Source organism: Kineothrix sp. IPX-CK, assembly GCF_039134705.1.
In the GTDB taxonomy this organism is placed as follows: Bacteria; Bacillota; Clostridia; order Lachnospirales; family Lachnospiraceae; genus Kineothrix; species Kineothrix sedimenti.
In genome coordinates, this window is record NZ_CP146256.1 from 4,450,108 (window position 1) to 4,473,130 (window position 23,023).

At 41.7% G+C, this 23,023-nt stretch carries 18 protein-coding genes and 1 other annotated feature; of the genes, 13 read left to right on the plus strand and 5 right to left on the minus strand.

Going from position 1 to position 23,023, the window contains the following annotated elements; genetic code table 11:
- Positions 1-153: 153 nt before the first annotated feature.
- Together nifJ and rd are read left to right on the plus strand one after the other, a co-directional pair.
- Positions 154-3,699 carry a pyruvate:ferredoxin (flavodoxin) oxidoreductase gene (gene nifJ / locus V6984_RS21080; RefSeq protein WP_342757560.1) on the plus strand — a complete coding sequence of 1,182 codons (3,546 nt, stop codon included), beginning with the start codon at positions 154-156 and terminating at the stop codon, positions 3,697-3,699.
- An 85-nt stretch (positions 3,700-3,784) separates the two neighbouring features.
- A complete protein-coding gene (gene rd, locus V6984_RS21085; RefSeq protein WP_081906035.1) occupies positions 3,785-3,943 on the plus strand; it encodes a rubredoxin in 159 nt (52 codons plus the stop codon).
- A 96-nt stretch (positions 3,944-4,039) separates the two neighbouring features.
- Here the strand turns inward: rd and proS are convergent, their stop codons facing one another.
- Positions 4,040-5,470, minus strand: coding sequence for a proline--tRNA ligase (proS, locus tag V6984_RS21090; protein WP_342757561.1), 1,431 nt, complete (start codon positions 5,468-5,470; stop codon positions 4,040-4,042).
- Positions 5,471-5,857: 387 nt separating this feature from the next.
- Positions 5,858-6,105 (minus strand) — a binding site (T-box leader).
- A 331-nt stretch (positions 6,106-6,436) separates the two neighbouring features.
- Between proS and V6984_RS21095 the strand changes: the two genes are divergently transcribed.
- The 7 genes from V6984_RS21095 to V6984_RS21125 all read left to right on the plus strand — a co-directional run bounded on the left by V6984_RS21095 (position 6,437) and on the right by V6984_RS21125 (position 13,350).
- Positions 6,437-7,543 (plus strand): autoinducer 2 ABC transporter substrate-binding protein, encoded by a 1,107-nt coding sequence (locus tag V6984_RS21095; protein ID WP_342757562.1) that lies wholly within the window; start codon positions 6,437-6,439, stop codon positions 7,541-7,543.
- Between the two features lie 130 nt (positions 7,544-7,673).
- Positions 7,674-9,158: a sugar ABC transporter ATP-binding protein gene (locus V6984_RS21100; RefSeq protein WP_342757563.1), complete on the plus strand. Its 1,485-nt coding sequence runs from the start codon at positions 7,674-7,676 to the stop codon at positions 9,156-9,158.
- Positions 9,159-9,170: 12 nt separating this feature from the next.
- Complete coding sequence (locus tag V6984_RS21105; RefSeq protein ID WP_342757564.1) at positions 9,171-10,169, plus strand: ABC transporter permease; 999 nt, start codon at positions 9,171-9,173, stop codon at positions 10,167-10,169.
- 12 nt (positions 10,170-10,181) lie between these two features.
- Complete coding sequence (locus V6984_RS21110) at positions 10,182-11,174, plus strand: ABC transporter permease (protein ID WP_342757565.1); 993 nt, start codon at positions 10,182-10,184, stop codon at positions 11,172-11,174.
- Entirely contained in the window at positions 11,168-11,647 is a 480-nt protein-coding gene (locus tag V6984_RS21115; RefSeq protein ID WP_342757566.1) for an ureidoglycolate lyase, read from the plus strand. Before V6984_RS21110 ends, V6984_RS21115 begins: the two co-directional genes overlap by 7 nt.
- Before the next feature lie 49 nt (positions 11,648-11,696).
- Positions 11,697-12,707 carry a dihydroxyacetone kinase subunit DhaK gene (locus V6984_RS21120; RefSeq protein WP_342757567.1) on the plus strand — a complete coding sequence of 337 codons (1,011 nt, stop codon included), beginning with the start codon at positions 11,697-11,699 and terminating at the stop codon, positions 12,705-12,707.
- A 16-nt stretch (positions 12,708-12,723) separates the two neighbouring features.
- Complete coding sequence (locus V6984_RS21125; protein ID WP_342757568.1) at positions 12,724-13,350, plus strand: dihydroxyacetone kinase subunit L; 627 nt, start codon at positions 12,724-12,726, stop codon at positions 13,348-13,350.
- A gap of 93 nt (positions 13,351-13,443) precedes the next feature.
- Here V6984_RS21125 and V6984_RS21130 read toward each other — a convergent pair whose 3' ends face one another.
- From V6984_RS21130 to V6984_RS21145, 4 genes are all read right to left on the minus strand, one after another.
- Positions 13,444-14,445 (minus strand): LacI family DNA-binding transcriptional regulator, encoded by a 1,002-nt coding sequence (locus tag V6984_RS21130; RefSeq protein WP_342757569.1) that lies wholly within the window; start codon positions 14,443-14,445, stop codon positions 13,444-13,446.
- 119 nt (positions 14,446-14,564) lie between these two features.
- Entirely contained in the window at positions 14,565-16,211 is a 1,647-nt protein-coding gene (locus V6984_RS21135; RefSeq protein WP_342757570.1) for a hypothetical protein, read from the minus strand.
- A gap of 102 nt (positions 16,212-16,313) precedes the next feature.
- Positions 16,314-17,360: an AI-2E family transporter gene (locus tag V6984_RS21140; RefSeq protein WP_342757571.1), complete on the minus strand. Its 1,047-nt coding sequence runs from the start codon at positions 17,358-17,360 to the stop codon at positions 16,314-16,316.
- An 87-nt stretch (positions 17,361-17,447) separates the two neighbouring features.
- On the minus strand, positions 17,448-18,173 hold the full coding sequence (locus tag V6984_RS21145; protein WP_342757572.1) for an RluA family pseudouridine synthase: 726 nt from the start codon (positions 18,171-18,173) through the stop codon (positions 17,448-17,450).
- Between the two features lie 495 nt (positions 18,174-18,668).
- Here V6984_RS21145 and V6984_RS21150 point away from each other — a divergent pair, with 495 nt between their 5' ends.
- From V6984_RS21150 to V6984_RS21165, 4 genes are all read left to right on the plus strand, one after another.
- Complete coding sequence (locus V6984_RS21150; RefSeq protein WP_342757573.1) at positions 18,669-20,399, plus strand: DUF6044 family protein; 1,731 nt, start codon at positions 18,669-18,671, stop codon at positions 20,397-20,399.
- Positions 20,400-20,416: 17 nt separating this feature from the next.
- Positions 20,417-21,337, plus strand: coding sequence for a UbiA family prenyltransferase (locus tag V6984_RS21155; RefSeq protein WP_342757574.1), 921 nt, complete (start codon positions 20,417-20,419; stop codon positions 21,335-21,337).
- Positions 21,338-21,409: 72 nt separating this feature from the next.
- Positions 21,410-22,114 carry an HAD family hydrolase gene (locus V6984_RS21160; RefSeq protein ID WP_342757575.1) on the plus strand — a complete coding sequence of 235 codons (705 nt, stop codon included), beginning with the start codon at positions 21,410-21,412 and terminating at the stop codon, positions 22,112-22,114.
- 169 nt (positions 22,115-22,283) lie between these two features.
- Complete coding sequence (locus V6984_RS21165; protein WP_342757576.1) at positions 22,284-23,021, plus strand: response regulator transcription factor; 738 nt, start codon at positions 22,284-22,286, stop codon at positions 23,019-23,021.
- Positions 23,022-23,023 lie beyond the last annotated feature (2 nt).

Genomic DNA, 23,023 nt, shown 5'->3' on the forward strand with positions numbered 1-23,023 from the left:
TTCTACCCTAATTTGTTTTATAATTTGTATTATAAAAAGTACACAAACTGCAAAAAATCCTATAGTAATAAAAAATTTAGTGTGATACTATGATAATTATAGTAATCATTACTGTAATGTCTACTTTTTATACAAACAGAAGGAGGTTTCAACATGGCACGAACAAAGAAAACAATGGATGGTAACCAAGCTGCTGCACATGTGTCCTATGCTTATAGCGATGTGGCTGCAATTTACCCAATTACCCCATCTTCCACTATGGCGGAAGTAACAGATGAATGGGCTACCGAAGGAAGAAAAAATATCTTTGGACAGACTGTCAAAGTGACGGAAATGCAATCAGAAGCCGGCGCTGCCGGTGCTGTTCACGGTTCCTTAGCTGCTGGTGCACTGACTACTACATTTACCGCATCTCAGGGCCTTTTGCTTATGATACCCAACTTATATAAAATTGCCGGCGAGCTTTTACCCGGCGTCTTTAACGTTGCGGCAAGAACCATAGCAACCCATGCTCTTTCCATTTTCGGAGATCACTCCGACATTTATTCCTGTCGTCAGACCGGTGTGGCAATGCTGGCCAGCGGCAGCGTACAGGAGGTTATGGACTTAACACCCATCGCCCACCTTACCGCGATCAAAGGAAAGGTTCCCTTCATCAACTTCTTCGACGGCTTCCGTACGTCTCATGAGATGCAGAAAATCGACGTATGGGATTATGAAGACTTAAAGAACCTTTTGGATATGGATGCTGTTATGGCATTCAGAAAGAATTCTTTGAATCCCAATCATGCAAGAATGATGGGCTCCGCGCAGAATCCCGACATCTATTTCCAGGCGAGGGAGGCAAGCAACAGCTTTTACATCGCGCTGCCTGAGCTTGTAGAGTCCTATATGCAGAAAATCAATGAAAAGATCGGAACCAACTACGGTCTGTTCAATTACTATGGAGCACAGGATGCAACTCATATTATCGTTGCTATGGGTTCCGTATGCGAGACAGTTAAAGAGACGATCGACTACTTAAATAAGAGCGGCCAGAAGACCGGTCTGGTCGAAGTACACCTTTATCGTCCTTTCAGCCCAAAGCATCTGCTTAGCGTTATTCCCGATTCCGTAAGCCAGATAACCGTACTGGACCGTACAAAGGAACCCGGCGCTATCGGCGAGCCTCTTTACCTGGATGTTATCGCTGCGCTACGCGACACGAAGTTCCACAATGTCCCTGTCCTCTCGGGAAGATACGGACTGGGTTCCAAGAATACCACGCCCGACCAGATTAACGCGGTATTCAAGAATAATGCGGAAAATGGCAAGAAGGTATTTACCATCGGTATCGTTGACGATTTGACTCACTTGTCTCTGAATATCGACGAGAATCTTCATACTGCTCCTGAAGGAACTATAGGATGCAAATTCTGGGGTCTGGGCGGCGACGGAACTGTCAGCGCCAACAAGAGCTCCATTAAGATCATAGGAAACCACACGAACAAATATGTTCAGGCGTATTTCGATTATGACTCCAAGAAATCCAGAGGTATTACTGTATCACACTTAAGATTCGGCGATAAGCCTATCCGCTCCACTTATTTAATTAACCGGGCTGATTTCGTTGCTTGTCACAATCCGACCTATCTCCATAAATACAACATGGTTCAGGATGTGAAAGACGGCGGTACATTCCTGCTTAACTGCTACTGGAAGGAAAAAGATTTAGAAGATAACATTCCCGGACAAGTAAAGCGTTATATCGCGGAGCATAATATTAATTTCTATATTATCGACGCTATCGAAATCGGTAAAGAAATAGGCTTGAACGATAAAATAAGCACGATTTTGCAGGCAGCATTTTTCCGCCTTGCGAATATTATGCCAATCGATGAGGTCAGACAGCTCATGAAGGACGCTGCCGAAGTCAGCTACCGCAAGAAAGGCGACAAGATCGTTCAGATGAACTTCGACGCTATCGACAGAGGTATTCAGGATGTAGTGAAGGTTAACGTTCCTAAGGAATGGCTGAATGCAGAGTACGAGCCTCTGGATGCGAAGCTGCTTCCCGATCGTCCGGAAGTTATCGATTTTGTAGAGCATGTTCAGAAAATAGTAAATGCACAGGAAGGAAATTCTCTTCCGGTATCTACTTTTGCTAAATATGTGGATGGTTCCACTCCCTCCGGCTCCGCCGCACATGAGAGAAGATATGTAACGACGGAAGTACCGGAATGGATACCGGAAAATTGTATTCAGTGTAATCGTTGTGCTTTCGTTTGTCCTCATGCGGTTATCCGTCCTGCAGCTATGACCGAGGAAGAAATAGCGAATGCTCCCGAAGGCATGATGTCCATCCCTATGCTCGGTATGCCCGGATATGTATTCTCTATCAACGTTTCCGAAGTGGATTGTACCGGCTGCGGCTCCTGTGCCGGCGTATGCCCGGGTAAGCAGGGACAGAAAGCTCTCACTATGTGCCCGATCAATGACCACGAACCGAGACAGCAGTACTTCGATTATGCGAAATCTCTTCCCGTAAAGACGGAAGCTGTAGAAAAATTCAAAGAAACTACCGTAAAGGGCAGCCAGTTCAAACGTCCGCTTCTGGAGTTCTCCGGCGCATGTGCGGGCTGTGGTGAAACCCCTTATGCAAGATTGGTAACTCAGTTGTTCGGAGACAGAATGTATATTGCAAACGCTACCGGATGCTCTTCTATCTGGGGCAACTCTTCTCCTTCCACTCCGTATACGGTGAACGAACTGGGACAGGGCCCGGCATGGTCTAACTCCCTCTTTGAGGATGCTGCTGAATTCGGTTACGGCATGACTCTCGCTCAGAAAGCAATCCGCGGACGTCTCAAGGAAGAAATCGAGACATTAGCGGACAACGCGTCAGGCGACCTGAAAGATGCTGCTAACGGATGGCTGGATACCTTTGCTGACGGAGCATTAAACGGCGCTGCTACCGATAAATTGATTAACGCTCTGGAAGACAATACTTCCTCCGAAGCAAAAGAACTGTTGAAAGAGAAGGATTTCTTCTCCAAGAAGTCTCAGTGGATCTTCGGCGGAGACGGATGGGCATACGATATCGGCTTCGGCGGTCTCGACCATGTGATTGCCAGCGGCCAGGATATCAATATTATGGTATTCGATACGGAGGTATACTCCAATACGGGCGGACAGTCCTCAAAGGCTACTCCTACCGGCTCTACCGCTAAGTTCGCCTCTGGCGGTAAGATAATGAAAAAGAAGGATCTGGCAAGCATCGCTATGAGCTATGGCTATGTATATGTAGCACAGATCGCTATGGGCGCTGACTACAGTCAGACTGTAAAGGTTATCTCAGAAGCAGAGAAATATGACGGTCCTTCCTTGATCATCGCTTATGCACCTTGTATCAGCCATGGAATTCGTTCCGGCATGGGCAGCTCACAGCACGAAGAGGCTAAGGCTGTGGAGTCAGGCTACTGGCATTTGTTCCGTTACAATCCTGCTCTGAAAGAAGAAGGCAAGAATCCCTTTATTCTGGATAGCAAAGAGCCCACTCTTGCATACGAAGAATTCCTTGCGGGAGAAAACAGATATGATGTACTGAGGAGATCCAATCCCGAGAAGGCTGCGGAACTGTTCAGTGCAGCAGCAGAAAATGCGAAGGAACGGTTCGAATATTTGAACAGACTCGTCAAGCTGCACAGTACCGAAGGATAATTAATAACTTAATCATCAATAAAGATAGGAAAATCAGAAATATTTCCTATTTATATAAAAATCTTAAAGAAAGGATCAATAAATTATGAAAAAGTATGTATGTACTGCATGTGGTTACATCTATGACCCTGAAATTGGAGATTCTGATGGAGATATCGCTCCCGGCACAGCTTTCGAAGACCTTCCCGACGACTGGACCTGTCCTCTCTGCGGTGTTGGAAAAGACTCTTTCGAAGAAGCATAATTAAAAAAGCATGAAAACTGCCGGGGACGGGAATCGTCTCCGGCAGTTTATTTTGTATAAATAGGAAAGTGTGTAAAGCACCCTTTTGTTCTGAAATTAATATGCTCTTCCCCAGTAAACCATTTTCTTTGCAGGCTTTCCGCAGTATACACATGTATCCGACAGACATTCCTGCTCGAAAGGCATACAGCGGCTGGTTACACTCATATCCTCTTTAATCTTTTCCTCACATTCTCTTTCCCCGCACCACATCGCTTTCACGAAGCCGGATTTTTCAGCGAATATCTTCACGAACTCCTCCTTCGTCCTCGCTTCGTAGATGTGAGATGACAAATGCGCTTTCGCTTTGTTGTACATGCCTTCCTGAATATCCTGAAGAATATCGGCTACCGCCTTTTCCAAGTCCTCCAGACCTACCTCGGTCTTTTCTCCGTTATCGCGCCGGCAGATCACGCACTTGCCCGCTTCGATATCCTTAGGCCCGATTTCTATTCGAATAGGAATACCCCTCATCTCCTGCTCGGAGAATTTCCAGCCGGGACTCTTATCGGAATCGTCAACCTTCACACGGAAGCTTCCAAGCTTTCCTTTCAGCTCACAGGCTTTGTCCAGCACTCCTTCCTTTTTCTGCTGAATAGGAATAATCATCACCTGAGTAGGTGCAACCTTAGGAGGCAGTACCAGACCGGAGTTGTCACCGTGAACCATGATGATGGCGCCGATGATTCTTGTAGACATTCCCCAAGAGGTCTGATTAACATATTTAAGAGTATTGTCTTTATCCGTGAACTGGATTCCGAAGGCTTTCGCGAAGCCGTCTCCGAAATTATGGCTGGTTCCCGATTGAAGCGCTTTACCGTCGTGCATAAGCGCTTCGATGGTATAGGTGGCCTCAGCTCCGGCAAATTTTTCTTTATCGGTCTTACGTCCCTTTACTACAGGAATCGCCAGCACCTCCTCGCAGAACTGTGCATATACGTTAAGCATCTGCTCCGTTCTCTCCTGCGCCTCTTTCGCGGTGCTGTGTGCAGTATGTCCCTCCTGCCACAAGAATTCTCTGGAACGAAGGAAGGGTCTTGTCTCCTTCTCCCAGCGCACTACGCTGCACCACTGGTTATAAATTCTTGGCAAATCTCTGTAGGAGTGAATATCTCCTTTATAAAAATCACAGAAAAGCGTCTCAGAGGTAGGTCTCACGCACATTCTTTCCTGCAGGGGATTAAGACCTCCGTGAGTTACCCAGGCTACTTCGGGAGCAAAACCTTCTACATGATCCTTTTCTTTTTCCAAAAGACTCTCCGGAATGAACATGGGCATATACACATTCTCCACTCCCGTCGCCTTGAACATATCGTCAAGCTGTCTTTGAATCAACTCCCAGATCGCATAGCCTGCCGGTTTGAAAACCATGCAGCCCTTTACATTGGAATAGTCGATCAACTCTGCTTTTTTAACTACGTCCGTATACCACTGAGCAAAGTCCTCATCCATGGACGTTATTGCTTCTACTAATTTCTTGTCAGCCATTTTCTTTCTCCTCTCACTACTATACATTTCATTTTAGGACAAGGTGTATCCTATTACGGAACAAAAGTGTGCTTCGCACACCCACGCGGCCCAATACTTCGGCAGCACAGCTTTTGTTCCGCGCGCGCAGCTGCACATAAAACTTTATTCTATAGGAGTGTTTTCCTACAGAGATTAGGATGTCAAAATTCCTTTCTATCAACCTTACCTGGCAATATGACCAAAACAAAAAGAACGACTGCGCCTATGGAAATAGTTAGAAGTTCTTATCTATTGGAATCGGTGCAGGAGTCTTTTTGTTTTGAGCATTTTGCCTCACAACCTTTAAAGAAGAAAACTTTCGACATCTCAATCCTACAGAATAAAAAAACGCCTGAGTCTCATCCCAACAGGGACCGAAAACTCGGCGTTACCACCCTTATTAATGCATCTGCGGGCTCCGGGCTTTCTATCTCCTTCGTGCCGCATTTAAACTGCATTCCTCTTATCCTGCCGTTAACGCCGGTGCTACGCCGTACTTGTTTTCATACGGAGCTCCAAGGCCGGTTCGGGATACATTCGTAAGAACCTCACACCAAACGGTTCTCTCTCTGATACGCTTGCTTATCCGTACTATTCCTCTTCCTCGCTGCTTTTTATTCGTTATTAGAGATTTTAGGAGATAAATATGGATTTGTCAACTGTTTGTTCCAATATTCCCTCTATAGTCTATCTTCATATATATTTTTTATTTTACTAAATATAGCTAAAATATTTTATTTGTACTTTTATTTAATTGATTATTTATATAGTTACTTTGACCAAATTTATCTGCATAATAGTTCAATTATAAGTTAATTTTATATTTTTTATTCTTGACCAAGCCTATATTCAGTGTTATAATTTAGCTACATTAACAAAATAATTACTAAATAATAACTAATTTATAACTAAATTACTATTTGGTAAATACAAGGAGGAGAAGGAATGAAACGTAAATTAATTAGTGTGTTATTGTGTTTGGCTATGACAGTATCTTTGACAGCATGCGGTTCAGCAGGAAATGAAGCAGCAAGTACGGTACCCGCAGAAGAAAGCTCAGAAGGTGCGGCTTCCGCCGGGGAGACGACGGCACCTGCGCAAGAAACTCAGACCTCTACAGAGGAAACGGCAGGAAATAATGATTATAAAATTGCTGTAGTTCCTAAATTGACGAGCATTGCATGGTTCCAAAGAATGGAAGAAGGCGTGAAGGAATATGCTTCTGAAACGGGCGTGGATGCATTCTATACCAGTCCTTCCGAAGGAGACGGCGCCCTTCAGGCACAGGTAATCGAAGATCTGATTTCTCAGGGTGTGGACGCTATTTGTGTAGTTCCTTTCTCAACAGAATCATTAGAGCCTGTTCTTAAAAAAGCAAGGGAAGCAGGAATCGTAGTAATCGCTCACGAAGCATCCGGTATGCAAAATATTGATTATGATATAGAAGCTTTTGATAATGCCGCTTACGGCGAGCACTTTATGAAGGTGCTCGGAGAGGCTACTGGAGGCACTGGCGAGTATTTGTTCGAGGTAGGTTCTCTTACATCAGAATCCCATAATCAATGGGTTGACGCTGCCAAAACATATCAGGAAACCAATTTCCCCGATATGAAACAGTATGGAGACAAAATAGAAACGGCGGACGATCAGTCCAAATCTTATGACAAAGTGAAAGAAGCATTGACAGCTAATCCAGGTATAGCTGCAATTCAAGGCTCTGCAATGCCCGATGTTGCCGGTGCGGCACTGGCAGTTGAAGAACTGGGCCTTAGCGGAAAGGTTAAAATTGCAGGAACTTCTCTCGTATCTGTTTCCGGCAAATATGTAAAAGACGGAACGATCGAAATGATCTCCTTCTGGGATCCTGCTTTAGCAGGAAAAGCTATGATCCAGTTAGCAATTAAAGTTTTAAACGGAGAAACGATTGAAAATGGTTTAGATTTAGGCGTAGAAGGTTACGACAGTTTAACTCTTGACGGCAAAGTTCTGTACGGCCAGGCATGGATTGATGTTACGAAAGATAATGTGGGCGATCCTGCATATGATTTTTAAATAACATAGTTTTTTATTCCAATACATAATATCATCGATGAAATAATCTCACTTATAAAATGCGAACCTTTTATAGATTCCAAGCGGATATATGAGGTTCGCATTTTAAGAAAAGAACGGATGTGAAAATATGGCGGATGCTTTTTTACGACTTGAAAATATAAAAAAATCATTTGGCGGAGTACACGCCTTAAAAGGCATAGACCTTACTATAAATTCGGGAGAAATACACTGTCTGGCCGGAGAAAATGGCTGCGGAAAATCCACTTTAATTAAAGTCATTTCCGGCGCGCACGATGCAACTGAAGGCTGCATATACATAGAGGGCAAAAAGATAAGCCACTTGAATCCTATCGATTCCATACGCATGGGAATTCAAGTCATTTACCAGGATTTTGCCGTATTTCCCAATCTTTCCGTAGCGGAAAATATAGCTATGAACAGAGCTCTCATGACGGGAGCCAAAAGAATGCAATGGAACAAAGCAAGGCAGTTAGCCTTGGAAGCAATGGAACAAATCGGAGCCCATATGGACCCTGATATTCTGGTGGAACAGCTGTCCGTCGCCAATAAACAAATGGTAGCTATATGCAGAGCAATTATCAACGATGCCAAGCTACTGATATTGGACGAACCGACAACGGCCCTGACGGCAAAGGAAGTAGCGAAATTGAATGTCATTATCCGAAGACTGAAAGAAAAGGGAATGGCAGTTGTAATAGTAAACCACAAACTAAATGAAATATACGAGATTGCGGATCGATTAACAGTTCTGAGGAACGGCGAAAATGTCGCAACCGGATTAATAGAAGAATTTGACAAGATACGATTCATAAAATGTCTGACAGGCCGGGATTTGGATGAAATTACCTATCGGCCGGAGAAATCGGAAAAAGAAATATTAAAGGTCAGAAATCTTACGAAAGAAGGCTCCTTTGAGGATGTAAGCTTCACTTTAAACAAGGGTGATGTTCTCGGCATAACAGGATTGCTCGGTTCAGGACGCGGTGAAATCGGTGATGCGCTATTCGGCATTGCACCTGCGGACAAGGGTTCTATAACGTTAAACGGGAAAAAGCTGGAAATAAAGTCGGTAATGGATGCCGTAAAGCACAAAATCGGTTATGTTCCCGAAGACAGGCTTACTCAAGGCCTATTCTTAGACCGTTCCATTCAGGACAACACCGTCTCCGCCTCCATACAAAAATATCTCGTAAAGGGAAAGCTCGATTACGCGGAAATGTATAAGGTGACGGAGGAATGGATTCGTAAAATCGGATGTGCCGCCCCGTCTCCCACTCCCGATATCAGAACATTGTCAGGCGGAAATGCACAAAAAATGGTTATCGCGAAGTGGCTGAATACTAATCCCGATCTGCTGATTCTAAACGGTCCTACCGTAGGTGTAGATGTGGGTTCTAAGTCGGATATTCATAAAATACTGCACGACTTAGCTTCAAAAGGAGTAGGCATTATTATTATTTCCGACGACCTGCAAGAGTTAATACAAAATTGCAATAAAATTGTAGTAATGAAAAACGGAAAGCCCTCAGGAGAGTTGGAGGCCAGCGACTTAGACGAGATAACTTTGACCAAATTACTGAGCGGAAAGTAACGGAGGACGGACATGAGAAAAAAGATTAAAAATAATTTATCATCAAATGAAATGATTGTTGTTTACATCATCTTTGGTCTTTCCATGCTGATAGGAACTGTAAACCCCGTTTTCTTTGGAACATCGACGCTTATATCATTATCTCGCTCCATGCTGGTAACTCTTATATTTGCGATCTGCGAAATGATTGTTATCATTTCCGGCGGAATTGATGTATCTTTTCCTGCAATATCATGTATATCCTTATACGCTACCATAAAATTTTTATTGCTCACAGGAATAGACAATCCTCTTTTTGCGTTTATCATGGCAGGCCTGATTGGCATGATCTTCGGTGCACTGAATGCCTTTTTGATCGTAAAGTTTAAAATCGCGCCTTTAATTGCAACGCTCGGTGTAAGTTCTGTGGCAAACGGCGGGACTCTCGCTTTTCTCGGCACCGATGAGATTTCGAATATACCGGATAACATCGACCGATTATCAAAAGTGTTTATTTATACCTATACGAGCTCCGGGGGAATCACCTATCAGCTTACAGCGTTAATACTCATTCCGATAGCGGTATGTGTGGCTGCTTATATCGTCCTAAAATTTACAATGCTGGGAAGAGGCATTTATGCCATAGGCGGCGATAAAAATGCAGCCCGGATAGCAGGCTTTAATGTGACCAGGATCCAGTTCATCATATATATGACTTCTGGTTTTTTTGCCGGCATCGGCGGCATCACTTATATGATATTGATGCGTCAGGCAAGCCCGCAGGTATTAATGGGAAGCGAAATGATGGTTATTGCAGCTGTCGTAGTCGGCGGAACGAGAATAACAGGCGGCCATGGCACGGTTATCGGCACCATCTTAGGAGTAAGTCTTATAACACTCGTTCAGAATAATCTGATTATGCTCGGTATTCCTACCCATGTTCAAACCTTTGTTGTGGGTATGATTATAGTGATCGGAACATCGATAACGTCCATCCGAGCGAAAAAAATCGCTAACAGTGCGAAGGTTTAGGGAGGAATCTGTGTGAAAAATATTATATTAAGGTTAAAGACTTCAGATAAAAATACAATGGCCCTATTCTTCATAGCAGTATTTATCTTTATAGTTATGGGGATCCTGTCGCCAAAGCAATTCTTAAGCTTAACTAATTTGCAGGGTATGGGAATACAATTTCCGGAATTCGGCATTCTTTCCTTCGGAATGATGCTTGCCATGATTTCCGGCGGTATCGACCTGTCCTTAGTCGGAATTGCAAATCTGTCCGGTATTGTAGGTACGGTAGTCATGCTTAGGATGGGCGGAGGCATCGAATCCATTCCTTTTGGTATATTAGCTGCTCTTCTGACCGGATTATTGTGCGGGATATTTAATGGTATTTTAATAGGATATCTTAAAATCCCCCCTATGCTGGTCACTTTATGCGGGTTGCAGCTATTTACGGGATTGGGTCTCGCCATTACAAAAGGTCCTGCATTGACAGGACTTCCTGAAGAATTCGGCAATATCGCCAACGGCACCATATTAGGCATTCCCATAACCGTAATATTATTTGTTATAGTAGCAATTGTTATATCCTATTTGCTGAAATCCACCGTCTACGGACAGCATCTGAGCTTTAAGGGAACGAACGAGATAGCCTCCCGTTATTCCGGCATCAATAATCTGAAAGTCATTATAATAACTTATGGTATTTCTGGCATATTGGGGTCTATCAGCGGAATCCTGATGGCATCCCATTACAATTCAGCGAAATCCGATTATGGAACTTCCTTTACCTTGCTAAGCTTGTTGATCGTTGTTCTGGGAGGTACGAATCCGGATGGCGGAAAAGGAAAAGTAATAGGCGTTACTTTATCCGTTATCGTATTACAGTTGGTTTCCAGTGCTTTCAATATTATGCGGGTGAATTCATTCGTTAAAACTTTTGTATGGGGTCTGATTTTAATCTTCATTATGGTCATTACTTCATTAATAGACAATAAGCATACGCAAAGAAAGGTGAAAAAACAATGTTGAAAATATCAGCAAAAAAATTAAGTAAAGAAGAATTTGAGCCATATGGCAGCTATTTCGATATGCTCCATCCGGCCAGCAGTAATCTAGGCGCTTTCTTCCATGACCATGTACTTTTTCCCGTATCGGGTTCCATGCCCATAGGCTTTTCTACACTGGTATCTGAAAGAATAAGTCCTATGATCATAAAATCCAGCGAATACCATAATTCGACAGGCGAAGGAATGATGGCACTGGACGGAGATATGATTCTATATGTTGCACCACCCTCCAACAAACCGGTACCCGAGCTGACAGAGGCTTTTATTGTTCCCAAGGGAACCTTTGTAGCTATTCGCACCGGTGTATGGCATATGGCACCGTTTCCTTTAAACGAAAATAGAATTCATATTATGATAGCGCTTCCCGAGCGAACCTATTTTAACGACTGTACAGTTATTGATTATAAAGAAGAAGATTACATACAGATAATTTGATTTTGAATCCCGATATTCTAAAGACAATATAACCACAGGAGGAAGAGAAATGAAAAAAATTATTAACAAACCTGAGAATTATGTAAACGAAATGCTGGAGGGACTATACATCGCACATCCCGATTTAATCACGTATACGGCGGATGACGTAAGATGCCTGGTAACCGCCAACAAAAAAGAGGGGAAGGTAGGCATTGCAACCGGCGGCGGTTCCGGACATTTACCTCTATTTCTGGGATACGTAGGGCTAGGAATGCTTGATGGGTGTTCTGTTGGAGATGTCTTTCAATCTCCCAGCGCAGAGCAGATGTTAGCTGTAACGAAGGAAATTGACAGCGGATCCGGTGTTCTCTATATCTACGGAAATTATAACGGAGATATATTTAATTTCGATATGGCTGCTGAAATGGCAGATTTCGAAGAAGGCATCCGTGTTGAGAGCGTAGTTGCAGGGGAAGACGTCGCTTCCGCAGGCCCGGCCTCTCCCAATGAGAAAAATACCCGAAGAGGCGTTGCAGGTATTATATTTGTTTATAAATGCGCGGGAGCTGCCGCTGATGCTATGCTGGATTTGGATGAAGTGAAAAGAATTGCTCAAAAAGCAGCCGAAAACGTAAGGACTATGGGAGTTGCATTGAGCCCGTGTATCGTTCCCAGAGTCGGAAAACCGGGATTTGAAATCGGAGAGGATGAAATGGAAATCGGTATGGGAATCCATGGCGAAACGGGCATACGTCGCGGAAAACTGGAACCGGCGGATCAAATTGTAACCGAAATGCTCGATAAAATTGTAGCAGACATTCCCTATGTAAGCGGAGATGAGGTGGCAGTGCTAGTAAATGGGCTAGGCTCCACTCCCTTAGACGAGCAATATATCGTAACAAGAAAAATCGACCAATATTTAAAAGAAAAAGGCATCAAGGTGCATCGCTATTACGTAGGGGAATACGCAACGGCAATCGAGATGGCAGGCTTCTCCATATCATTGCTGAAGCTGGATGATGAACTTAAAAAATATTTGGAAGCGCCCGCAAGGACACCCTTCTTTACTCAAGTATAAAACGGGAGGCATTGCAATGAACAATACCTATTTAATTAAACTGCTCGGCGAAATAAAAGAAATTATGGCCGAAAACAGAGATTATCTTATACAACTCGACAGTATTGTCGGCGACGGAGATTTGGGCCTGACCATGTCGGACGGATATTTAGCAGCATACGACGCCGTTGCCGGCGGGCAGGAAACCGATGCCGGAAAACTATTATATATGGCAGGCAAAGCCATGTCCATCGCCGTTCCTTCCACCATGGGGACTCTAATGGCCTCCGGTTTCATGCAAGCCGGAAAGGTTCTAAGGGGTAAGACAGAGCTGAGTGACCAAGATATTATAGCGTTATTTACCGCTTATATGGATGGCGTTATGAATCGAGGAAAGGCGGAAATCGGAGATAAGACATTTTTGGATGGGCTGAATCCCGCATTGATCGTTCTAAAAGAAAAAATTGCCTCGGGAGACTCCTTACAATCCGCTGCAATCGCAGCAGCAGAAGCCGCCGCAAAAGGCTTTGAAAACACGGCCACAATGATCGCCGTACACGGAAGAGCAGCAACCAGAGGCGAACAATCCCGAAACCTAAAGGATCCGGGAGCCGCAGTAGCTATGTTCCTGATGAGAGCATTTGCAAAATCGGTCTCCGGTTAACACCTCTTAAGATTTTACATTTTATCAGCTTATCCCTTTTCCATTAAGCTTGGACCCGTTATGTTTTATAACGGGTCCTTTATTTGTGTGATATTAAGTTGAACAGGGCTGTGTGCTAAGACGGACAATGATTTCTCCGCCTATTTTAGTTTTAACGTTGCAGAAATCCTTGTTTTCAATAGCCATATGCAAATGCTTCAAGGCCGTAAAACCGATTAATTTCTTGGGGACACTCATGGTCGATAACGAAGGAGAATTAATTTCTGCAAAATGAATATCGTCAAAGCCCATAACACTCACATTCTCCGGAATCTTATATTTATATTCCTTCAATGCCTTTATTGCACCTATAGCTATGGTGTCGTTATCTGCAAAAAAGCAGTTCGGGAGAGAAACCCCTTTTTTCAGATATTCCTTCATATCATGATAAGAATGAAGCAAAGTGGGTTCCAGTAAAAATTCATGTGCCTCATCGAAATCAAGTCCCAGCTCTAATGCCGTATTACGAAATGAAAATGCACGTTCATCAAAGTTCTGTGATTTTGCACTGCTCTTTAAATACCCGATGCTTTTATGCCCCATCGCAGCAAGATGGCATAATGCCCGATGTACCATTTCTTCATTGGACATAGAAATCGCATTGCAATTAAAGCCCGGCATAATATTATCAATTACAATATAAGGAATAGGAATCTTACTTAAAAGCGGATACGAAGTAGCATCTAACTCCGTTCCCAATACAAACAATCCGCTAAACTTGGTAAAATCTATATTCTGCAAGGTATTCTCCAAACAATTTTCTGAAATAATTATACTAAGATTATACCCTTCATTTCTGCACTCAGCCTCGATCGAATCCATGATAGTGGAGATAAAGCCTGCGTTTTCTTCTACGATCATACCATGCCTTATATACTTTAAGAACATGAGATTCTTATCGAATCCACTCTTTTTAGGTATATTAAAATTATATTTTTCTAATAAATCGAGTATTTCTCTTCTCTTTGCATCACCTACGCCTACTCTATTGTTTAGGACTAAGGATACTGTGGAGGGGGATACTCCTGCAATCTTAGCCAATTCCTTTAATGTCACACAAACAACCTCTTTTCTATACTAAAATAAACTAAATCTTACTAAATATCATACCATATGTTTGAGTAGACAACAACTGATTTTCTCTCAGAATCCGCTTGTATCCGCGTTTTTCACTTTTAAGGATTTTCTCTCTTCTTCTTCATCAACCGCTCTCCCATCCCCAGTAAAAGGAATATAAAGGGCGTGCTAAGAATCTGCTGGAAGCTCACTATATTATGAGCAGTATAAGCAATCGCACTAGCCGCGAAAGCATATAAAAGCAGCTGTCTGCTATCATCCAACAGCTTATTCTTCAATTCTGCAGTCACCTTCTCCGCCCGGTAAATAAAACGGAGCCATACGCTTAGGAATATCCCTGCATATCCTATAAGCCCGAGTATTCCATTGTTTACCAAAACAGTAAGCCACTCGTTATGGGCATTTGTGAGCCTTGAAGTACCAAATTGATCCATGACCTTTTCCGTCACATCAGGCAAAGTGTACAGATAGGAGGCAAAGCAGTCCGGTCCGGCACCTACGAGCTTCCTAAGTCCGGGCATTTCCTGGAATACGCCTATTCCAGCGGACCACGTTCCGCCTCTGGAGCTTCCCCAATATTCACTGAAGATAAGTATCTGCTGCCCCCCCATGAAACGTATGCCGTCCCGTGCTCTTGTGTTGAATATCAAAAGCATCACATAGACTCCAGCCGCTATGATGAGCACAAGAAGGATTATCTGTCTAAGCATCTTATATCTGGTGATATCCATATGCTTTTTCTTCTCCGCCAGAAGCATCAGCAGATAGACCACTGCCAAAGGAACCATTGCATATAAGGTAGCATGGCTCATGGTAATCCAGTCACTTAGACTTCCGTCGTAATAATCAAAGCTTTCCGGCAAATACAGCCGCCAAATCCGCAGCGCCTGACAAGCTGCACAAAACAGAAAGGCCAGCTCGAAAAGGCTCTTCATCCTTTTCAGGCTGCGGAAGGATAGGCAAAAGAGTAAAAGGTATAAGGCCGGGATAACAATGAATGCGCTGCTACTGCCCTGCGATACCCCCGTCGCTATTCCCAGCAGCACATAGAATGCACCCGCCGCCTTAATCCATTTCTTATCCGTAATCCAATACCATACAAAGCCTATAGGGAAAAGAACGGCAAAATAGCCGCAGTACCAGTTAATATTTCCCATCGTTGATATGAATTCTCTGTTCGCACCTTCTATCACAATGGGATAGACAGAGAAACGGTTCAATAGTCCCAGCAGAAAGATTCCCGCCGATGCAGCCATAAATGCAAGCAGTAACTTCTCCTCGTACTCCCAGAACCGGGAAACAAGAAAATAAGAAAGGATAAAAAGCAGCTGAGTGGCAAGTCCCATATACCACCCCTTCTCTCCCCAAAAGGCTTCCTGCTTAAACTCGGAAAAAAAATAGGAAAGTACCACCGCCACGCCATAGAATAAGAATGCGCAGTCGGTGACTGACAGCGTTTTATAACGCACAAAGGATTTTGTCTCCCTATACCGCAGCAGCATACTGATAACTGCCAATGGGACAATCAAAGCGAAGCCTCCCAGCGTAATATCCTTATAAAAGGAAAACTTAGCGTCGCCGATTTCCACATAACCGTTCTGCATGTAAAAAGGATAAAAAGAGAAAACGATAAACAAATAAGCCATTATCAATAGAGAAACGGCTTCTTCACAAAATGATAAGAGATTAAATTTTTCTTCTGTTTCTTCCGGCATCTTACGTTCCCCATTCGTATGTTTTACCATAAGTATTTTTACTCATGAGTGTCTTCTACTCATGAGTGTCCTATACTCATTTATCATAGTTTATCACAGTCCATCCGTCAATTCCACATTTCGTATCTGCTTTTATTCCGGTTTTCTCCTTAAATACAGATATACCTCATATATGGTAATCAGCGCCAGAGGCCCTTTGATAATACCGAAGATCCCGAACAGCTTTACTCCCGCATAAACGGCAAACAGTATGCAGACCGGCAGGATTCCCACCTGTGCTCCTACCAGTTTCGGCTCCAAAAACTCTCTTATGATCATACAAGATACATAAAGCACAACACATATCACGGCCTTACCATAATACCCATTTAGAATCTGCCAAAAAGCAAGGGGCATGAGAACCATGCCTGTACCGATAAAGGGAAGCATGTCCATGAAGCCCGTTAACATACCGAGCAATATACCTCCTTCTATTTTGGCAAAAGATAATGTGACGGCACAAAGAATACTGATGATAAACAATATGATAAGCTGCGTCTTCACAAAACCAGCTACATGTCCGAACACTCTTTTACCGATTTCCAGTACTCCTTCTAGTTCTTCATGACTGCGAAGCTTATTCATAACCATTGCATAATCCTTTGCCAGAAGAATTGACGCGATAATCATAATGGCAATGAAGCTTATGATGCCTGCCACATTTTTCACATATCCTAACGAGTCGTTCATAATTTTGGGAATTACTTCCACCTGAAAATTCTCGATGAAAATATTTACTTTTTCCATAATGTATATTTCGATTCCGGCACCGTCGAGGCCGAACTTTTTCTCTATTCCGTCACAGCATCCGCTGACAAAAACATAAAACTTTTCCTCGAATACATCTATCTGACCGAACATCTCTCCTACTCTCCGGAAAACAAATACCGCCAACCCCCATATCGCCCCTCCCGCCGTTATGAATAAGACGAGCAGTATTAAGGCTATTATAAAGCCTTTTTTAATATGAAGATTTTTCTGAATCCTTTCTAAGAAAGGATGAAGGATCTTCACAAATGCAAGTGCAAAAAGAAAAGGAGTTATAAGCGGGCTCAGGTACTTAAATCCGATATATACTCCTAGTATAACTGCTGCCAGAATCACATATTCTTTTGTCTTCATAACCGCTTTTTTATCCATGGCTTTTCCCCCAGAAACTTATTTACTGAAATTAATTATCCTATTATTATAGGATGGATATTTTTCAGCAAATTATAGCTCTTTCTCTTAGGGAGTAAATGGTAAAAAGGGACAGAACGCTTCCCCATCCGGCACAATGGAAAAACTCATGTTTTTTCCGGTTTTCGGATGTGAAAAAGAAAGACTGTATGCGCATAATGCCACATCTTTTACTTCGCTTTCAAGGCTTTTTTGTATGGAAGCTTCACTTCCATATTTTACATCCCCAAGTAGTGGCATTCCCGCATGGGCCATCTGTACCCTGATCTGATGGTGCCTTCCTGTTTTCAGCAATATTTCCGTAAGCATACGCATATTTTGCATACCCTTATCTTCTTCTGCAGCCTTTAAGATACGGTACTTAAGTTCGGCACGTTTTGCATCTTTATTATTTTTTTCTGCTACTTTGGATGTATTGTCTTTCCCATTTTTCACCAGATAATCTACTAAAGTAAATTCTTTTTGAAAATAATTCTTGTCTTTCATCTTTACCATACCGGCATCTGTAAGCACTACGGCATAATAAAGCTTTTCCATACTCTGTGAACTTAGTTTCGCAGCGGACTCCTTTGTTTTGCCGAATACAAGTATGCCTTCCACCGGCTGGTCAAGGCGGTGTATTACTCCGATATAAGATGTCTTTAAATAATTTTTTATAATGCTTACCATATCCGGCTGCCCCAGCCTGGCAGTCTGTGTTGCAATGCCGGAGGGCTTGTGACAAACAATTATCTGATCATCTTCATACATGATATTATCTTCTTTTATAACCATTTTTATAACTCGCTCCTTTCCCTCCTTAAGAACAAAAGTGTTCCTTGTACACTCTTACAGCCAGGTATTTCGGCAGCACAGCTTTTGATCAGCGCCGGGCACATCCGACCATTAGGAGGATTGATTCCTGCTAATTTTACATGAATCTCCATGTACTGTCCATTTATAATAAAAACAATCTTAAGAAAATCTTCATATTTGTAATATTGACCCTGCAAATTGTCAATGCTAAGATAAAATATAGTTGGATTTTTGTGCGTAAACGTTTTATTTACAGCTTTGTATTCTATTAAGCATATGGAGTTAACGCTTTTAGGGCGGCGGCAAGCTAGGATTAACTGATAAAAATAATCGATAACTCAGCCTGTCTCTGCTGTGAAAAGAAATGTAAATCTACAATTTTGTCCGTGAAATTAAGAGATGCTTTTCAAAAGGCATTTTCTTTTCGTATCCTTTTTTCAGACTTTATTTTCAGAATTCCGGAGATGCCAATATATGAATTATAAAAAGTTGTTTACTATACCCTGGTATTATACGCTTGTTTTACTTTTTATAGCAGGTGAAGCCGCCCTCTTTTTTATACTGGGAGAAAACATTTATGTAAGCATCCACGACAACTTGGACCTGCATGTTGCAGATTATCATATTTTGTCCTATACGAACACCTTCTTTTCCCACAACGTACAGTTACCGCTTTTAAATGGGATCAGCAGGAATTACTTTGCGTCGGAATTTTCTCTTTACAGCCTGCTTTATATCCTGCTGCCTACTTCTACCGCATATGCTGTGGGCTATTTGTTGAAGACGGTTATTGCCGTGTTATCCTGTGTCTTATTGGCAAAAGATCTTTTTGCTGATAACTATGAGAAATATGCTCCGGTGGTAGTGTTATGCAGCTTCGCTTATGGAATACTTCCCTTGTACCCAACCTTTTCGTTTCCGTTTGTATCTCTGCCTCTCGCAATTCTTCTGCTCAGGAGAATTTATATAAGGCCTGGATTTACTTCTTATTTTTTGTTGTTTTTATATCCTCTGCTATCCTACTTTACTTTCTTTGGATTTTTTATATTGGGATATTTATTTTTTGCCATTCTATTTCTATGGATAAAAAATAAGAAGCTGTCATTTTCCCTTATCGGTGCTTTTTGCGTTTTATTTGCCGGTTTTGCTTTGTGGGAGTATCGTCTGTTCGCTATTATGTTATTTGATTCCACCCCCACCATACGTGAGACAATGGTGCAGGGAAATTATAATTATTCAGAAATAATAGCTGCCGTAAAGGAAACCTTTACCATAGGTGTATTCCATGCGGATGCAGTTCATACATGGTTTGTGCTGCCGGTCTGTATCATTTATTTTGTATTCTTAAACTATCGTTATATCAAAGAAGGAAATTATAAGGGAATGAGGTTTGATCTCTTTAATTGGATTATCTCCTTTCTTATATTTAACTGCATTGTCTACGGCCTATATTTTCAGGAACATTTCAGGGGATTTATCGAAATGCTCATTCCGCCGCTAAAAGGCTTCCAATTTTCAAGAACGGTTTTTTTTAATCCTTTTCTTTGGTACCTCGCTCTTTTTATTATTTTAAAACGGCTCTACGACAATCACAGGCAGAAGGTTGCCCACGTTATTGTATTAACAGGTATTGCTGTTATTCTGTTCACCGGCTCCAAATATAATGATTTATATCATACCGCTTTCAATTATGCATACCGGATTATAAAGCAGAAGCCTTCCAATAGCTTAACCTACAATGAATTTTATTCAGAAAACTTGTTTCACAGTATTTTGTCCGATATCGATTATTCCGGCGAGAAATCTGTTGCATATGGTATGCACCCTGCAGTGCTTGAATATAACGGCATTTTTACTTTAGACGGCTGCCTGAGCTACTATCCGCAGGAATACAAAGAGCAATTCAGAGAGATAATAGCTCCGGCTTTAGACAAAGTAGAAAGCTTTCGCATTTATTATGACGACTGGGGTGCCAGAGCTTATCTATTTGCCGGTGTGGATGAAAATGTATACGAACCCGTAAGAAATCTGGAAATATCGGATACTAATTTATATATCGATGCGGATGCCTTTAGAAAAATGGGAGGGAAGTATATTTTTTCCCGTCTTAAGATAACAAATGTGGACGAGCTGAAGCTTCATCTGCGCGGCATCTATACCGATACTTCTTCCCCATACACAATTTACCTATATGAAGCAAATTGAAAGGATTTATATTTAACATGAAAAATTATATAAAAATAGCACGCCCAGACCATTGGATCAAAAATCTATTTATCATACCCGGTGTTATAGTGGCTCTTCTTATATTTGGAAGAGATATTCAAAACTTTCTTACCATACACCTTTTTATCGGATTCCTTGCTACCTGTTTTATTTCTTCTGCCAATTATGTAATTAACGAATGGCTGGATGCAGATTTCGACAAGTATCATCCTATAAAAAAGAACCGTCCGGTAGTAATAAACAGCTTAAATTTCTCTTATGTTATGCTGGAATACGCATTGCTTATCCTGCTTGGATTAAGTCTTTCACTTTTTATTAATCCGTATTTTGTTCTTATAGAAATTTGGCTTTTAATCATGGGATTTTTATATAATGTAAAACCTTTTCGGACAAAGGATATTCCTTATGTGGACGTACTTTCAGAATCGATAAATAACATTATCCGTCTTTTACTCGGCTGGTTTATTATTACGGATCATTATTTTCCGCCCATAAGCATTCTTATCGGTTACTGGATGTGCGGAGCTTTTCTCATGTCAGTAAAAAGATATGCTGAATTTAAAATGATCAATAACCCTGAGACAGCAGGCTTATACCGAAAATCATTCAGGCATTATACCGAAAAATCACTTTTATGCTCCTCTCTTTTTTACAGCATGTGCGCTACGGTCTTCACCTCTATTTTTATTATTGAATACCGTATAGAATATGTGCTGGCGCTTCCTATGCTTATCGGTTTATTTGTACTTTATTTTTACCTTTCGTTCAAGGAAGATTCGGTTGTTCAGAAGCCGGAAAAGTTATACAAGGAAAAATCCTTATTATTTTATCTGCTTGCTTTTATCATTATATTGTTTATCTTGACCTTTGTTGATATCCCGGTTATGACTGAATATTTTAGAATCCAGAAGTTATAGCTTTGACTCGATATCAGGATGTAACGACAGTAATCATTATTCGGTTATGAAAGGAAGAAGGTAATTACAAATATGAGAAATAAGAACGCTATTTTTATAAATAAGCATTTAGCTGAATATCATGCCGTCATTCTCGATGTAGACGGAACACTATACAGCCAGCCCTCTTTACGCTTTTTTATGGCAATTGACCTTCTTAAATTTTACCTCTCTCATCCGCTTCGTATGAAAGAGCTGTTTATCATAAAAAAATACCGATTTGTCAGAGAAAATTGGGCGAACCTTGCCTCTGAATCCATAAGAACTTCTTTTTCCATAGAGGAAATGCAATATACATATGTGGCAGAACAGATGAATACCTCTCCCGGACATGTACAGGAACTTATTTTATACTGGCTCCATAAACAGCCCCTTAAACTGATTGCGAAATACAGGGATTCCAAGCTTATAGACTATATGAAATCATTACGGGAAAATGGAACGACCATTGTCATTTATTCAGATTATCCGGCAAAAGAGAAATTAGACGCTCTGGGCATCTGTCCGGATTATGTTTTTTGCTCCTCTGATGTAGCAATAAATTGTATGAAGCCTGATCCAAAAGCAATGTATGTCATATTGGAAAAGCTTCATGAGATTCCGGAAAATGTTGTAATGATTGGAGACCGTTATTCAAAAGACGGCCTTGCGGCCGAAAATGCAGGAATGGATTTTGTAATTCTGGAAAAATTCGTATCCCGGCGTATAAGTCTATATCAACAGTTATTCATAAGATAGATTTTTTTATAGGTTTGGGATTGCAAAATGTTGTTTTAAAATTCCCTTCACTTATATTAAAGAAAAAGTGAGGGGGCTGGACAACCCATAACACTAAGATTTATTCCCTTGATTTTATTTGCTTTGGCGTATACACTAAAAATTATAGATTCAAAATGGAAGAATATAAATGTTTGATTATATAATCGAAAATAATATAAGGAGGAGGAACTTGGCCTACACTATTTTACTAATTGACGATGACAAAGAACTATGCGCTTTAATTAAACAAAGCATAATGAGAGAACAAATACACTCTGATTGTTGCTACTCCGGTACAGACGGACTTGCTCTCCTTGAAAAAAACGATTATCAGCTTATTCTTTTAGATGTGATGATGCCGGGAATGGACGGTTTCCAGACCATGGAGAAAATAAGAGAGAAAAGCAGCATACCCATTCTGATGCTCACTTCTAAAAATGACAGTATGTCAAAAGTACAGGGACTGCGTTCCGGTGCCGACGACTATTTAACGAAACCATTTGATATGGAAGAACTGATTGCTCGAATTATTTCTTTGATACGCAGATACACACGCTTTAGTTTAACAGCCAATTATTCGCAGCCCCTTGTTTACAAAGGGCTGACCATAGACGTTGATAGCCGAAGTGTGACCACGCAAAACGGTACATTTGAGTTGCCGCCAAAAGAATTTGATCTGTTGCTCTTTTGCGCTAAAAATCAGGGGAAGATTCTAACGAAGCAGCAGATTTACGAGGAGGTTTGGGGTGAGCTTTATGTCTATGATGACAGTAATATTATGGCTATCATCAGCAGACTTCGTAAGAAGATAGAACCCGACCCCGGAGCGCCGTTGTATATCCAAACAGTAAAGGGAATTGGCTATCGTTTTAACAAGGAGGTATAGGC